We start from the raw sequence: 14,878 nt of genomic DNA, 5'->3' as shown, positions 1-14,878 counted from the left end.
GGGAAACAGCGGTGACAAGAGAAGATTTTACAGACCGTCCATTTATAGACATTTTTTGATGTTTAGTCTATATTAAGAATATTAGCAAGTCACCATGACTGCCCGCAGGAGCCCCCATGCAACCGCATACACAGGCCAGCCCACAACCGATCGACGACAACGCCCGGCATGCCGCACTTCGCGCGGTGTTGAATCTGCTGGATCACTGGCAATGTAGCGAGAAAGAAAAAATGGCCCTGTTGGGGGTAGGCCGCTCCACCCTGCACAAGTACCAGTCCCAGCCGGATAGCGCCCGGGTCAGTCAGGATCTACTGGAAAGGCTGAGCTACCTGCTCAACATCCACCAGGCCCTGCGCACCCTGTTTGGCAACCGTGAAAACGTCTATGGCTTTGTGCGCATGGCCAACCACAACCCGTTCTTCAATGGCACCACACCCATGGACGTGATGACTGGCGGCACCGTGGCAGGACTCTACGAAGTCCATCGCCAGCTGGACAGCTTGCGGGGCGGGCAATGGGGCTAGAACACGACATCGATGCCCTGCCCCGGCGTGAGTTCAGCGAGCAAACGGCCTACCGGCTGGTCAACAGCAAGTATCCCCCCATCCATATCTTCGACGATGTGGCAGACCAGGCCGACTTCGACGCCCTGTTTGCCGTACAGGCCCTCACCAACCCTCGCCTCCAGCAGGAGGTCGGCCAGTTGAAGCGGGTACCAAAGGAAGAACGCCCCTGGGGAATACCCGGTTGCAACTATGCCCTTGGACCCTTTGTGCACGTCAATCCGGCAGGGTCGCGGTTTTCCAATGGTGATGTTGGCGTTTATTACTGCGCCGATCACATCAACACCGCCATTGCAGAGACCCGTTACCACCAGCAGCGTTACTTTCAGAACGTGGAAGGTCTGAAATACGACCGCATTGTGATGTGCGGATTGCAGACCCTGTTCAGCGCTGAACTGGTCGACATCACCCCTGCGTCAAAACATCCCGGGTGGCACGATGCCGACGACTACAGCCCTTCCCGTGAGCTGGGATCCAGGCTCCGGCAGCAGCAGCTATGCGGGCTGCACTATGAATCCGTTCGCGCCCCCGGACAGCACTGTTACGCCCTGTTCAGTCCCGCTGTCATACACTCGGTCATCCCCACCCGTCACTACGAATACGTCTGGGATGGTGAACGGATCGCACACACCCTGACCATCCGCCGCTTGAGCTGATCCCGGCAACAGGCCTATTCTGGATCTCTCCATGGAGGCCATCAGCGTGTAGCCTGACATCCTCGCCCTGGCAAAAAAAATCTCAGACGTCCTGTAGGGACAGGCCGCTCCATGTGGGAGCTTCCCTGCAAGCGAATGCCCCAGCCCCTTCGTCTGCAAGCAGACTCCCACATCAAACCCCACAAACCGAAGACGGGTTTACCACAGAGGTCACCGAGTTCACTGAGGAAATTCCAGCAAGCCCCGGCCCCACTGTGGGAGCTTGCTTGCAAGCGAATGCCCCAACCCTTCGTCTGCAGGCAGACTCCCACATCAAACCCCGCAAACCAAAGACGGGTTTACCACAGAGGTCACTGAGTTCACCGAGATAAAACAAGGAGAGGTGCTTTCGGCCCATGGCAAACAGGATCTGCTTGAGCATGCCCGCAGGCATGAAAAAGAAAATCGTCTGCAGGCAAACTCCTACAGGTTCCAGCCTCCAACATCGTCATGGTGTGCCGCTTCTGCGTGTTGCCTGTTGCGTGGAGCGTGCTGCAGCCGCGGAGCGGCCAATAAAAAAGCCCCACTCTTTCGAGTGAGGCTTCTTTATGTGGCGTCCCCTAGGGGAGTCGAACCCCTGTTACCGCCGTGAAAGGGCGGTGTCCTGGGCCACTAGACGAAGGGGACGTGTTTGGTGGAGCTAAGCGGGATCGAACCGCTGACCTCAACACTGCCAGTGTTGCGCTCTCCCAGCTGAGCTATAGCCCCAAAGTCACCCGTGAGACGATGTCCGTCTCGGTTGGTGCGGCGTATTCTACCGGCCACCCCCAACCTGTCAAGCGCCAGTGAGCGGTTTTTTTCAGAATGAAGTCTATTTGCTTACATTCTGGGCAAGTTGCTGAAAAACTGGGCGAAAATCAGTTTAAAGTTGAAAGTTTAAAGTTCAAACGCGGAGGAGGCCTTACTGATTTTCAGCCTTACCGCCGCGATTCACCGCTTGGACGCGGGCAAAGCCTTCCGGCCACCTCTGCCTCACCCGCGCCTTTCAACTTTGAACTTTTAACTTTCAACTCAGCCCACCGGAAGATCCCGGTAGGCTTTTTCCAGCTTCTTCATCTGCTTCTTGGACACCCCGCCCAGTACCTCGATGGCATGGCGGATGCGGGCGCGGCTGACGTCGGAGCCGATGATTTCCATGGAATCCACCACCGAGAAGCTGGCACTGGTGCCCGCAATGGCAATGAATACCGGGAACAGGAAGTCCTTGATCTTCACCTCCAGCGCATCGGCAATGGCCTTGGCGTCAGCAAACAGGCCATCTCGATTCCAGTCACTGCGCGCCTCGTAGGTCCACAGCAAGTACTGGAGCCAGACCTTGATATCATCCGCTGCGTATTGCTTGTGCTCGAAACTGGCCTCAGTGATCGCCGGCATGCCGTTGAAGCAGAATGCTGCCTTGTCCGCCACTTCCGACAGGGTTTCCACCCGCTGGCGCAGGTGGGGAATGATCTTCATGGCGTAATCGCGGTTGTAGGCCCAGTTGAGCAGGGAATCAAGGAATTGCTCATCACTCTGCTCGCGCAGCCACTGGCCGTTGAGCCAGCTCAGCTTCTCCACATCAAACACCGGACCACCCAGGGAAACGCGCTGTATGTCGAAGGCATCCTGCATCTGGGCCAGTGAGAATTTTTCACTCTCATCCGGCATGGACCAGCCCATGCGTCCCAGGTAATTCACCAGCGCTTCAGGCAGGTAGCCCATACGCTGGTAGAACAGGATACTGGTAGGATTCTTGCGCTTGCTGAGCTTGGATTTGTCCGGGTTACGCAACAGAGGCATGTGGCAAAGTGTCGGCATGTCCCAGCCGAAGTACTCGTACAACAGCTTGTGCTTGGGCGCCGAGTTAAGCCATTCCTCACCGCGAATAACATGGGTAATCTCCATCAGGTGATCATCCACGATGTTGGCCAGGTGATAGGTGGGCATGCCATCGGACTTGAGCAGAATCTGCGCATCCACCAGCGCCCAGTCCAGCTCCACTGTTCCGCGCAGCATGTCTTCAATTTCGCAACGGCCATCAAAGGGCACGCGCATACGAATCACATAGGGCGCATTGTCCGCTTCGCGTTTCGCCTGCTCTTGCGCCGGCAGCTCCAGATCCTGGGGTTTCAGGGCCCGGTTTTCGCCCTTCTCTTTCAGCTCGGCACGCAGGGCATCCAGCTCTTCGCTGGTGCGGTAGCACTTGAACGCATGGCCCTTCTCGATCAGCGTCTCGGCATAGTCCCGGTACATGTCCTTGCGCTCACTCTGGCGGTAAGGACCGTGAGGGCCACCCACGTCCGGACCCTCATCCCAGGTCAACCCCAGCCATTTGAGAGAATCCAGGATCATCTGCTCGGATTCGCCGGTGGAACGGGTCTGGTCCGTATCCTCGATCCGCAGAATGAACTGCCCCCCATGCTGTTGGGCAAAGCAGCGGTTAAAAAGGGCGATATAGGCGGTGCCTACGTGGGGGTCCCCGGTGGGAGAAGGGGCAACGCGGGTGCGAACGGTCATGCTGACTCCAATAATGCAAACTGGCGCGGATTATACCTGTCTAATCCTTCGCTATGTAGACACGTCACCCGCCCTTTCTGATATGGTTGTGACACTTTAATGATTCCTGTTCACATTGCTGCCCTCTCCTTTCTGAGCAGCAATTCATTCACTGGATTCACTTACATCAAGGAAATGACCATGCGTATCCCTTTCCAACGTTCTGTTCTGGTAGCACTGGTGGCCAGCACTACCCTGCTGCAGGCCTGCTCTGAGCAACAGGAACCTGCCAGCGACGACAATCAGGCAATGAAGGCAGATGCCACTGAGCAGCATGCAGCGCATGACGCCGCGGCGCCCGAGGGCAACGGCATCACTCGCAGCAGCGCCCCTGAAGGCGCCAAGGTCTTCTTTGTCGCGCCGCAGGATGGCGCTACCGTCACCAGCCCGGTCACCATCGAATTTGGTGTGGAGGGTATGGACGTGGTACCGGCAGGGACCGAGCAGGACAACAGTGGTCACCACCATCTGCTCATTGATCTGGATGAGAAGCCCGCCATGGATATGCCACTGCCCGCCACCGAGCATGTGGTCCACTTCGGCAAGGGCCAGACGTCCACCACACTGGAACTGGAACCCGGCGAGCACACCCTGCAGTTGCTGCTGGGCGACTGGCGTCACATCCCCCACGACCCTGCCGTGCTGTCCCAGGAAATCACCATCACCGTGGAATAACCCCCTCCACGGGTAACAAAAAAGGGCCTCCAATGAGGCCCTTTTTTTGTATCAACCGCTATCGCAACAACAGGTGCGGCACCCTGGCCTCGCGAATCATCTTGTTGGTGGTACTCCCCACAAAGAATTCACGAATGCGGGAGTGACCGTAGGCCCCCATCACTACCAGGTCCACGGCATGGTTCTGCTGGTAATCGTGAAGAGCGGGCTCCACCTCGCCCTCCAGCTGCGCGGTCGTTACCTGATGCCCCGCCCCACTCAGCTTATCCGCGGCCCATTGCAGATCCCGGGATTTGCCCACCGTAACCAAATGGCAATCCAGCCCCTTGAACAGGGGGCTGTCGGACAACATGCTCACGCCCTTGCGGGTGGTCTCACTGTCGTCATAGGCCAGCATGATGGTCTGTGGCGCCTTGAACTGCCCCACAGCGACCAGAATGGGACGGTGAACAGCACGAATCACCCGCTCCACATTATCCCCCAGCTGGGCACCAATGCCGCCATGCTCCTCACCCTGCTTGCCAATCACCAGCAAACGCATCTCATCCTCGAGACCGGTAAGGGTATCTACCAGATCCCCGTGACGCTGGCGCTCTTTCGGGCTTGCGATGCCATCCGCCACCACGCGCTCACGGGCGGCTTCCAGCATCAGTTTGCCTTGCTCCAGCGCCACCCGGTTACGCTGTGCATCCAGATCCGCCAGTTCCTGCATCAGGTGCTCACGTCCGCCCATGGACAGATTGCCACTGAAGTCTGCCGCTACAGGGTAACGGGAATGATCCAGTACGTGCAGCAAGGTCAGCGGGGCATCCAGACGCTGGGCCGACCAGGCGGCATAGTCACAGATCGACGCAGTTGCCGCTGAACCGTCAATACAGGCGATTACGTTCGTCATCGTCTCTCTCCCTGGCTCAGTGGCCACCCATCAGTTTTTCGACTTCGGCAGGCTTGTCGTGCACGCCAAACTTGTCCACCAGTGTGGCACTCGCTTCGTTGAGGCCAATGATATCCACCTCTGTACCTTCACGACGGAACTTGATCACCACCTTGTCCAGTGCGCCAATGGCGGTGATATCCCAGAAATGGGCGCGATGCAGATCAATGGTGACCTTTTCGATGGCTTCCTTGAAGTCAAAGGATGCCACGAATTGTTCAGCGGAAGTGAAGAAAACCTGCCCCACCACTTCATACACCCGGTGGCCATCCTGTTCACTCTCAGAGGCCTTCACATAGAAGATGCGGCCCACCTTGTTGGCATAGAAAAGGGCACTGAGAACCACTCCGATACCCACCCCGATGGCCAGATTATGGGTGGCCACGGTGGCAATAACGGTGGCCAGCATGACTACGGTGCTGCTGGGCGGGTGTTTTGCCATGTTGGTGATGGACTCCCAGCTGAACGTGCCGATGGATACCATCACCATGACCGCCACCAGGGCCGCCATGGGAATCTGGGATACCCACTTGCCCAGGAACACCACCAGCACCAGCAGGAAACAGCCGGCAAACAGGGTAGAAAGCCGCTTGCGGCCACCGGACTTCACGTTGATCACGGACTGTCCAATCATGGCACAACCGGCCATGCCGCCCAGAAAACCGGAGGCAATATTGGCGACGCCCTGCCCCTTGCACTCACGGTTCTTGTCACTCTCGGTATCGGTCAGATCATCCACGATAGTGGCCGTCATCATGGATTCCAGCAGGCCAACGACGGCCAGTGCAAGGGAATATGGCAGGATAATCTGCAGGGTTTCCAGATTCAGCGGGATATCCGGCAACAGGAACATGGGCAGGCTGTCCGGCAATTCACCCTTGTCGCCCACAGTGGGCACATCCAGGCCCAGATACATGGCAACACCGGTAATCACCACGATACAGATCAGCGGTGAGGGCACAGCGGTGGTCAGTAGCGGCAAGAGGTAGATAATGCCCAGCCCTGCGGCCACCATGACATAGACATGCCAGGTCACTCCTTCCAGTTCAGGCAGCTGCGCCATGAAGATCAGTATCGCCAGGGCGTTGACGAAACCGGTGACCACCGAACGTGAGACAAACCGCATCAGGCTGCCCAGCTTGAGGAATCCGGCGACAATCTGGAGACCGCCGGTGAGCACCGTGGCGGCCAGCAAGTACTGCAGGCCATGGTCTTTCACCAGCGTGACCATCACCAGTGCCATGGCCCCGGTGGCAGCCGAGATCATTCCCGGGCGGCCGCCAAAGAACGCCGTGACGGCGGCAATGCAGAAGGAGGCGTAAAGACCCACTTTCGGGTCCACCCCGGCGATAATGGAAAAGGCAATGGCCTCGGGAATCAGCGCCAACGCCACCACGGTGCCGGCCAGCAGATCACCACGAAGATTGCTGAACCATTCCTGCTGAATAGTACGAAGCATGGTCAAACCCTGTAATACTGGTGATGTCGGCCCTTGGCGGGCCGGGAAAGGGCGCGGAGTCTAGCAGATTCGCCCCCTCTGAGACAGGCAAGTGGTCGGAGGGGCTACGCCCCGCGGGCACAACATGCGACAATGCGCGCCCGTTAACCGTCTCCCAGAACATCATGTCTGCCAGCGATACCCCATCCCGTCAGCCCCTGGACCGACGCCTCAGCGTGGCGCCGATGATGGACTGGACCACCCGGGACTACCGCTATCTGGCTCGGCTGATCACGCGACACACCCTCCTCTATACGGAAATGGTGGTCGCCCAGGCCATTGTTCATGGCGACCGTGACCGTTTTCTGTCATTCAATGAGGAAGAGCACCCGGTGGCCCTGCAACTGGGAGGCAGTGATCCCCAACTGCTGGCAGAAGCGGCTCGCATCAGTGAGCAGTACGGCTATGACGAGATCAACCTGAACGTGGGCTGCCCGTCGGACCGGGTGCAACAGGGCAAGATCGGCGCCATTCTCATGGCCGAGCCCGCGCTGGTGGCGCAGTGTGTGACAGCCATGCAGGCTGCTGTGTCGGTCCCCGTCACGGTGAAGACCCGCATCGGTATTGATGATCAGGACGACTACGACTTCCTGTTCCGGTTTGTGGACCACATGAAACAGGCCGGCTGCACCAGCCTGACCATCCATGCTCGCAAGGCCGTCCTCTCCGGCCTCTCCCCCAAGGAGAACAGGGAAATTCCGCCACTGATCTACCAGCGAGCCTATGCCATCAAGCAAGCCTTTCCAGACCTGGAAATCATCCTCAACGGCGGCGTGAAGACCCTGCAGGATGTGCATGAGCACATGGGTGAGGTCGACGGGGTGATGATTGGCCGCGAGGCCTACCAGAACCCGTATTTTCTTGCTGATGCGGATCGCGTGGTATTCGCCGATGATCGTCCCGTCCCCAGCCGCCGCGACATCGCCGAACAGTTTCTCCCCTATATCGAACGCCGCTATGCCCTGGGCCATGCCCCCAAACACGCTCTGCGCCACATCCTCAATCTGTTCCAGGGCGAACCCGGTGCCCGCAAGTTCCGCCGTCATCTGAGCGAGAACATGCACAAACCCGGCACCACCCCCGACGTGCTGATGGACGCTCTGGCGCAACTGCCTTAGCCTGTAGGCATCGACTACCGCGCTGTACAGAACGTCATGCGCGGGAATCAGTTGAAAGTTTAAAGTTCAAAGTTGAAACGCGAGGCGAAGGCCTGGCGGGAACATCAACGCTTCACCATCGCGCTGCATGCACCTTGAATCGCGGCTCCGTCGGTTCAAAACTTGCATTGAACTTTACCGCGCTTTTCAACTTTGAACTTTAAACTTTCAACTCAGTGCCTTTATGGCACTACGAGTCAGCATTCTGTCATACCGAGCCAGTAACGTGCGCGCCATGACAACACAAGGAACGGAAACCGTGAATAAACGCGAACAGCTTGCCCAATGGACCTCCCTGGTTGCCGATACCGGCGATCTCGACATGATCGCCGCACTGGCCCCGGAAGATGCCACCACCAACCCTTCCCTCTTGCTCGCCGCCGCCCGCGATGCGCGTTACCGGGAGTTGCTGGATCAGGCCGCAGAACTGACCGCCACACTGGGCCATGCCGGCGAAATGGACTGGCTCACCGACACCAGCGCCTGCCTGGCCGGTCAGGCTATCCTTGAACGGGTTCCGGGCCTGGTATCCACCGAAGTGGATGCCCGACTGTCGTTCGATACCCGGGCCACCGTGGAAAAAGCCCGCCGGTTGATCAGCATCTACCGGGAACTGGAGGTTGATCCATCACGGATCCTGATCAAGATTGCCGCCACCTGGGAAGGCATTCTCGCTGCCCGCATCCTTGAAGAAGAAGGCACACGCTGCAACCTGACCCTGGTTTTCAACCAGACCCAGGCCCTGGCAGCCGCAGAGGCTGGAGCCACCTTGATCTCGCCCTTCGTGGGCCGCATCTATGACTGGCACCGCAAGAACGGTATGGAGATCAACAGTCCCGAACAGGATCCCGGTGTGCAATCGGTGCGAGAGATCTTCAACACCTTCAAGGCGCGGGGGCTGGACACCATCGTGATGGGCGCCAGCTTCCGGAATGTGGATCAGATTGAAGCCCTGGCGGGTTGTGACAAGCTCACCATCAGCCCTGCCCTACTTGAGGAACTTGCCGGCCGGGATGGCAGTCTCACCCGTGTACTTGATCCGGAACTGGTCAACATGGAAAAGGACTGGACCCCGGTCAACGAAGCCCGCTTCCGCTGGCAGCTCAATGATGATCCCATGGCCTGCGACCTGCTTTCGGATGGCATTCGACGCTTTGCCAGGGATCAAGAGGCCCTGGAAACCCTACTGAAATAAGGAGCCGATTTGCGCTGGTTAAACCAACTGTTTGGCACCGACAACCACACACCAGAAACCACCCAGCACGACCTCCATCGTGCTGCGGCGGCCCTGTTACTGGAAGTGGCACGCAGCGATGGTGAAGTGGACGAGAACGAAACCCGTCACCTGATCGAGACAGTGCAGACCCGATGGCATCTTGACCCGGAAGAGATGCAGGACATCCTCGGCGAGATCGAGTCGCGCCTGAATCAGGCCACCGACCTGTTTGAATTCACCGCGCCACTGCGCGAACACTGGGACCCGGAAACCCGTGTGGCCCTGATTGAGGACATGTGGGCCATGGCCGCCTCCGACGGCAACGCAGACGCCCATGAAGAGCACATGATCCGCCGAGTCAGCGATCTGCTTTATGTGTCACATGGGGACTATATTCGGGCGAAGATGAAAGCAGTTAACAGTGAACAGTGAACAGTGAATAGTGAATAGTGAACAGCTGCGCGGTTAGCGCATTCAGGTTTTTAAACGTATGAGGCCGCGTCCAAGAGTTGGGCGCGGCCTCATTGCTTACAAATCAAGAAAAGCGCTGCTCGCGCAGCTGTTCACTATTCACTGTTAACTGTTCACTGCCTCACCAGTCCTCATACTCCTCCTCCAGCTCACTGTCCCGGGCTTCAATGTCCGGGAAGCGCAACGAAGGCATGTCGCCGGTTTCGAAGCGGCGGCGTTGGAGGTAGGCATTACGCAGGAAGGTATAGCGATCACCGACGATGTTGCGCTCGAGATCCAGCAGGTCTGCACGCAAATCCACCACATAAACAGCACTAAAGCTGTGGCGCGTCAGATCATGATCGATATAGTGCCGCAGGCGCATGAAGTCTTCGGGGATAATGGCCGCCGCATCACGGCCGGTTGAGGGCCCAAAGAAAGGCAGGACCAGATACGGGCCTTCAGGAATGCCCCAGCGAGCAAAGGTCAGTCCGAGATCAGTATTATGCTTGCGCAGGTTGACCTTGGTGGCCACATCAAACAAGCCACCGATACCCAAGGTGCTGTTGACTGCAAAACGCCCCCAGTTCTGCCCCACATGCCCCCACCGCCATTGCAACACACTGTTTAGCCCACTTCGAAAGTCGCGCAGATTCTCATAAAAGCGGGTGATGGTGTCATCCATCCATTGCGGCGTGGCCTTGCGGTATCCCTGTGCTACCGGCTTGAGACCATAACGATCCATCAGCTGGTTGAACGCAAAGATCTTGCGATTGAAGTCCTGCCATGGGTCAGCATACTGATCCTGCCCGGCGGGGGCATCAAAGGCTGTGGTGGCCTCTCCCCAATCTTCCTCGGCAGAGACCAGCGCGGGCACAATCAGTATTATTGTCAGTAGCAGGTAGCGCACAAACACCCCGGTGGCCCGGAAGCACAGCCTCCGGCAATAGGTTCAAACGTGGCATTATAGCCATGCTGCCCAGTCAGGGAACAGGGTGTGCCTTGTCGGGTTACGCAACTCCGACAGGTTTACACATTCCTTTCCCGGCTCAAACGCAAAGCCACCCAGTAGTCCACACTCAGATAACGCCCCGCCCCATGGAAAAACAGCACCAACAGCATGATGAAATAGGTCATGGCGAACTCGATACCGTTGTTCAGCACAACCAGGCTGCCTTTAGCGGTCAACCAGTCATAGTTGCCATGTTCCTTGAGTATGGCTTTGGCACGGCGCAATCGAACCCCAACTTCCTCGCTGTTCTCCAGGCTGGCCCTGGCCGCCGGGATCCCCAGACTCGCCAGCGGAAGCGCAGTACTGGTAGCCGGGTTCCCTGGTGCTATGGCGAACCAGCCATGCTGCCAATGCACGGTGGTCATCGCCACGAGCATGGTAAACATGAGCGGCACCGCAACATACCGGGTTAACAGTCCAATCAGCAGCATCAACCCACCTGCCAACTCGGTGGCTGTCGCCAGAAACGCAAGTAGTGCGGGAAACGGTAACCCAAGCCCCCAATCGGGGTTCCCAAACCAGGCGACTGTATTGTCGAAACTCACAGCCTTGTTATAGCCTGCGCTGATCATCACCGGCGCGAGAAACAAACGCAGCGCCAGTGGCGCCAGGAAGTCTGCCTTGCGTGTGACATTCAATAATTGATGAATTCCAAGAAGAAAGGCTCGCATTAGAAGGACACTCCATAGGGGAAATGCCGCAGAAAAATTCGTTTGCCCGTTAACGGTCAGGCCCCATCACGAATAACGGATTGGTAAAGGCCAAGCACCATAACCACCCATGCTTTTCCTCTCCCCACCCTGAAATCGTGTTTGCCCACCCGAAACCGGTCAGATTCAGCCAATAGGTCTGCAGCGGTTAACAGCTTTTCAGTGTTGTCCCTATAAGGATGTCCCTCTCGCGCATTTGTTGCAGAATGCCAAGAGAAAATTCCGCCAGTTTTTCTTCATCAAACTGCATTTCTGCGGCCAGCAGACTAACCACTTCGGCACCGGTCAATGAAGGATTCTCCTCAACCAGTTGCAGTAATCTGGCGGTAGGCGCGTTGATCTCCATGAACCGCACCTGGTCCTCGCGATTGCGGTAAACCAGTAACCAGACCGGTTCCGGCAACGGCGTATCTGGCTGATAATCCGCGCAGATTTCATGCACGGGAAAATGATAGGTCAGCACCGCATGGAGCGGACTGAGTTGTGGAATGGCGCGTAGCAAGTCCCCTTCTGGATGAAAACCGGCGTCTGGAAACGACTCGGTGGACGCGTCCAGCACCAACTCCATCCATTCATAATGGGCAAGCTCGAGAAGAAACGGTGGATCACCCGCTTCAAGCCCCTCCCCCGTGGCCAGATAGCTGACAAACTCCTGAGGGATCTCAAGAAAATAAGGGCTTTGGCAGGCATGGTGCTCAAAGAAGCCCCGCACCAGCCGCTGCCATCGGTCGGCACTCAACAAGGAGAAAAGAACAGGAAAGCCCTGTTCGATAAAGCCATTCACATTGTTGAAAAACAGATTACGGTAGATGTCCAGGCGGCGCTCTTCAATGCCATCCGGAGCGGGCCGGGTTTCAGGGTTGCGTAAATGACCAGCGAAAGCGCGTTGCAAGCGCTGAAAGTCCGCATCGCTCATCCCAGTTTACGCTCCCTGGCAGAATACTGTTTCTGGTGACGGCCAATCTGTCTTAATTCAGCGAACAGCTCGTCTTCGCCGGGAAAGTTGAAGTCACGTTCCAGTAAGGTGGGCAGTACACCAAACTCGCTGTAGGCATGCTGCAAAAGCCCCCAGACAGGATCAATGACCGCCGCACCATGGGTATCCACCTTGAGATCCTCGGCCTCATCAAAGTGCCCGGCGATATGCACATAGCAGATGCGCTCACCAGGCAAGGCACTGATGAATGCCTTGGGATCATAACCGTGGTTAATGCTGTTTACGTAAGCGTTGTTGACGTCCAGCAGTAACTCGCAGTCTGCCTCCTGGAGCACCGCATTGACGAAATCAATCTCCGACATTTCGGCACCGGGCGCGGCATAGTAACTGACATGCTCGATACCGATAGGTTGTTCAAGAAAATCCTGTACCTGGCGAACCCTGTCGGCCACATAGTGCACGGCCTCTTCAGTAAACGGGATCGGCATCAGGTCATAGAGATGGCCATGGTCACTGCAGTAACTCAGGTGTTCGGTGTAGCGGCGGATATCATGCTCGCGCAGAAACCGCTTGATGTCAGCCAGCAACTCGAAATCAAGCGGTTCAGGCCCGCCCAATGAAAGGCTTAGACCATGGGTGACAAACGGGAATCGCTCCGTGAATTTCCGGAATTCCCTGCCCAGGCGTCCGCCCATGGGAATCCAGTTTTCAGGGGCGACTTCCATGAAATCAAATGGCGGTGATTCGGCATGGGAAAGCGGGCCCATCAGGGCCCGCCGAAGACCCAGGCCCACGCCGGACACTGGTGTCTTGTGGTTCATGACAGGCCGGCCTTATGCGCTACCGCACTTGCCTTCGCCACATTTGCCTTCACCACCCTTGTCTTCACCGCATTTACCTTCGCCGCCTTTCTCACCGCAGCTACCTTCACCTTTCTTGTCACCGCATTTGCCTTCCCCACACTTGCCTTCAGCGTGGTCTCCAGCCAGCTGATAACCGGCTTTCAGGTCAGAAACAGCGAACGGGTTTTCAGCGGCACTGGCGGTTACCGGGGCTGCCATGGCAGTGGCAACAACGGCAGCGCCTACGGTGGCGGCGAGAGGGTTCAGTTTGGTCTGCTTAGCCATGTTGTGTCTCCATACGTCATTATTTGGGTGTCCGAAACCGTTGGCCCAAAAGGACAACAGTTCAGGCAACCACGTTTTTTTCGTAGCGCCTTGTTCAGACAATATAGAGATGCGGCTGTGAGGTAAACGTTACGAGAAAGATGAGAAAAAGTTGAGTCAGACGTCGGATGTGACGATACCTGCTGGTTACAGGCCGTCAATCATCCGGCGTCAGGCATCAAGCGTTATTACTTGATGCGCTTAACGATCACGCTACCAATGGAATAACCCGCACCAAAGGAACAGATGACGCCATTGCTGCCAGCTGGCAGATCGCTGTTGTTCTTGTGGAAGGCGATAATAGAGCCTGCGGAGCTGGTATTGGCGTAATCATCCAGGATCACCGGAGCCTCTTCACGGCTTGCCTGGCGGCCCAGAACACGCTTGGAAATCAGCTCATTCATGCTCAGATTTGCCTGATGTAGCCACATGCGACTGAGCGCTTCTACCGGAATTTCGTTATCGGCCAGGTGTGAGCTGATCTGCTCGGCCACCATGGGGCAGACTTCCTTGAATACCTTGCGGCCCTCCTGGCGGAACAGCTTGTCACGGGCACCAACACCACTTTCGTCACAGCGATTCAAGAAACCGAAGTTGTTGCGAATATTGTTGGAGAATTTGGTCTGAAGACGGGTACCCAGCACTTCCCACTGGTTATCGGACGTGGCGTCGTCCTGGCGTTCCAGAATCACTGCGGTGGCCACATCGCCGAAGATGAAGTGGCAATCCCGGTCTTGCCAGGCCAGGTGGGCCGAGCAAATCTCCGGATTCACCATCAACACCCGCCGGGCGCTGCCGTTGCGGATCGCATCAACGCCGGCCTGAATGCCAAAAGTGGCACTGGAACAGGCCACGTTCATGTCATAGCCCCAACCGTGCTCCATACCCAGTGCGGCCTGCACTTCCACCGCCATGGCCGGATACGGACGCTGCATGTTGGAACAGGCCACCAGCACCGCGTCCAGGTCGTTGGCCGTGAGATTGGCATTCTCCAGGGCCTGTTTGGCTGCCTTGACGGCAATCTCGGCCTGGATCGACACTTCGTCATCCCCTCGCTCCGGAATGGACGGAGCCAGGCGGGCCGGGTCCAGCACCCCGGATTTGTTAATCACATAACGCTGCTTGATACCGGACGCTTTCTCGATAAAGGCAGAATTGGACGCCTCCAGGGCCGTTACCTCACCGGCCGCAATGGCATCGGCGTTATCGGCGTTGAATTGCTCCACATACTGATTGAAAGACGCTACCAGCTCATCATTGGTTATGGTCTGTTCCGGGTTCCACAGCCCGGTGCCGGAAATCACGACAGAATAGGTCACAAGCGAGTCCT

At 57.2% G+C, this 14,878-nt stretch carries 15 protein-coding genes and 2 tRNA genes; 6 read left to right on the top strand and 11 right to left on the bottom strand.

Features of this window, described 5'->3' with window-relative positions:
- Positions 1–116 precede the first annotated feature (116 nt).
- Positions 117–524, top strand: a complete 408-nt coding sequence (locus HF945_RS06685; protein ID WP_290524966.1) for an MbcA/ParS/Xre antitoxin family protein — start codon at positions 117–119, stop codon at positions 522–524.
- A complete protein-coding gene (locus tag HF945_RS06680; RefSeq protein ID WP_290524965.1) occupies positions 515–1,219 on the top strand; it encodes an RES family NAD+ phosphorylase in 705 nt (234 codons plus the stop codon). Before HF945_RS06685 ends, HF945_RS06680 begins: the two co-directional genes overlap by 10 nt.
- 590 nt (positions 1,220–1,809) lie before the next feature.
- Here HF945_RS06680 and HF945_RS06675 read toward each other — a convergent pair.
- The 3 genes from HF945_RS06675 to gltX form a co-directional block, all read right to left on the bottom strand.
- Positions 1,810–1,885, bottom strand: a tRNA-Glu gene (locus tag HF945_RS06675).
- Positions 1,886–1,890: 5 nt separating this feature from the next.
- A tRNA-Ala gene (locus HF945_RS06670) sits at positions 1,891–1,966 on the bottom strand.
- A gap of 303 nt (positions 1,967–2,269) precedes the next feature.
- Positions 2,270–3,754 (bottom strand): glutamate--tRNA ligase, encoded by a 1,485-nt coding sequence (gene gltX, locus HF945_RS06665; RefSeq protein ID WP_290524964.1) that lies wholly within the window; start codon positions 3,752–3,754, stop codon positions 2,270–2,272.
- A gap of 180 nt (positions 3,755–3,934) precedes the next feature.
- Between gltX and HF945_RS06660 the strand changes: the two genes are divergently transcribed.
- The gene (locus tag HF945_RS06660; RefSeq protein WP_290524963.1) at positions 3,935–4,468 is read left to right on the top strand and encodes a DUF4399 domain-containing protein; all 534 of its coding nucleotides are present in this window, start codon (positions 3,935–3,937) and stop codon (positions 4,466–4,468) included.
- A 58-nt stretch (positions 4,469–4,526) separates the two neighbouring features.
- Here the strand turns inward: HF945_RS06660 and HF945_RS06655 are convergent, their stop codons facing one another.
- Both HF945_RS06655 and HF945_RS06650 read right to left on the bottom strand, forming a co-directional pair.
- Positions 4,527–5,363 carry a universal stress protein gene (locus tag HF945_RS06655; protein ID WP_290524962.1) on the bottom strand — a complete coding sequence of 279 codons (837 nt, stop codon included), beginning with the start codon at positions 5,361–5,363 and terminating at the stop codon, positions 4,527–4,529.
- 16 nt (positions 5,364–5,379) lie between these two features.
- Positions 5,380–6,861, bottom strand: coding sequence for a SulP family inorganic anion transporter (locus tag HF945_RS06650; protein ID WP_290524961.1), 1,482 nt, complete (start codon positions 6,859–6,861; stop codon positions 5,380–5,382).
- A 164-nt stretch (positions 6,862–7,025) separates the two neighbouring features.
- On the opposite strand from HF945_RS06650, the gene dusA reads away from it, so the two are divergent.
- From dusA to HF945_RS06635, 3 genes are all read left to right on the top strand, one after another.
- Positions 7,026–8,018, top strand: coding sequence for a tRNA dihydrouridine(20/20a) synthase DusA (gene dusA, locus HF945_RS06645; protein ID WP_290524960.1), 993 nt, complete (start codon positions 7,026–7,028; stop codon positions 8,016–8,018).
- A gap of 274 nt (positions 8,019–8,292) precedes the next feature.
- Positions 8,293–9,252: a transaldolase gene (locus HF945_RS06640; protein ID WP_290524959.1), complete on the top strand. Its 960-nt coding sequence runs from the start codon at positions 8,293–8,295 to the stop codon at positions 9,250–9,252.
- Positions 9,253–9,261: 9 nt separating this feature from the next.
- Positions 9,262–9,705 (top strand): TerB family tellurite resistance protein, encoded by a 444-nt coding sequence (locus HF945_RS06635; protein ID WP_290524958.1) that lies wholly within the window; start codon positions 9,262–9,264, stop codon positions 9,703–9,705.
- A 160-nt stretch (positions 9,706–9,865) separates the two neighbouring features.
- Here the strand turns inward: HF945_RS06635 and HF945_RS06630 are convergent, their stop codons facing one another.
- The 6 genes from HF945_RS06630 to HF945_RS06605 all read right to left on the bottom strand — a co-directional run bounded on the left by HF945_RS06630 (position 9,866) and on the right by HF945_RS06605 (position 14,867).
- Entirely contained in the window at positions 9,866–10,633 is a 768-nt protein-coding gene (locus tag HF945_RS06630) for a VacJ family lipoprotein (protein ID WP_290524957.1), read from the bottom strand.
- Between the two features lie 119 nt (positions 10,634–10,752).
- Positions 10,753–11,406: a DoxX family protein gene (locus tag HF945_RS06625; protein WP_290524956.1), complete on the bottom strand. Its 654-nt coding sequence runs from the start codon at positions 11,404–11,406 to the stop codon at positions 10,753–10,755.
- Between the two features lie 187 nt (positions 11,407–11,593).
- Positions 11,594–12,361, bottom strand: coding sequence for a putative DNA-binding domain-containing protein (locus HF945_RS06620; RefSeq protein ID WP_290524955.1), 768 nt, complete (start codon positions 12,359–12,361; stop codon positions 11,594–11,596).
- Positions 12,358–13,203, bottom strand: coding sequence for a DUF692 domain-containing protein (locus HF945_RS06615; RefSeq protein ID WP_290524954.1), 846 nt, complete (start codon positions 13,201–13,203; stop codon positions 12,358–12,360). The genes HF945_RS06620 and HF945_RS06615 overlap by 4 nt, the downstream gene beginning before the upstream one ends.
- 12 nt (positions 13,204–13,215) lie before the next feature.
- Positions 13,216–13,509 (bottom strand): hypothetical protein, encoded by a 294-nt coding sequence (locus HF945_RS06610; RefSeq protein ID WP_290524953.1) that lies wholly within the window; start codon positions 13,507–13,509, stop codon positions 13,216–13,218.
- Between the two features lie 227 nt (positions 13,510–13,736).
- Positions 13,737–14,867 carry a beta-ketoacyl-ACP synthase III gene (locus HF945_RS06605; RefSeq protein ID WP_290524952.1) on the bottom strand — a complete coding sequence of 377 codons (1,131 nt, stop codon included), beginning with the start codon at positions 14,865–14,867 and terminating at the stop codon, positions 13,737–13,739.
- Positions 14,868–14,878: the final 11 nt, after the last annotated feature.

This window comes from Alcanivorax sp. (assembly GCF_017794965.1).
Lineage (GTDB): Bacteria > Pseudomonadota > Gammaproteobacteria > Pseudomonadales > Alcanivoracaceae > Alcanivorax.
This window is presented reverse-complemented; position numbering and strand designations above follow the sequence as displayed.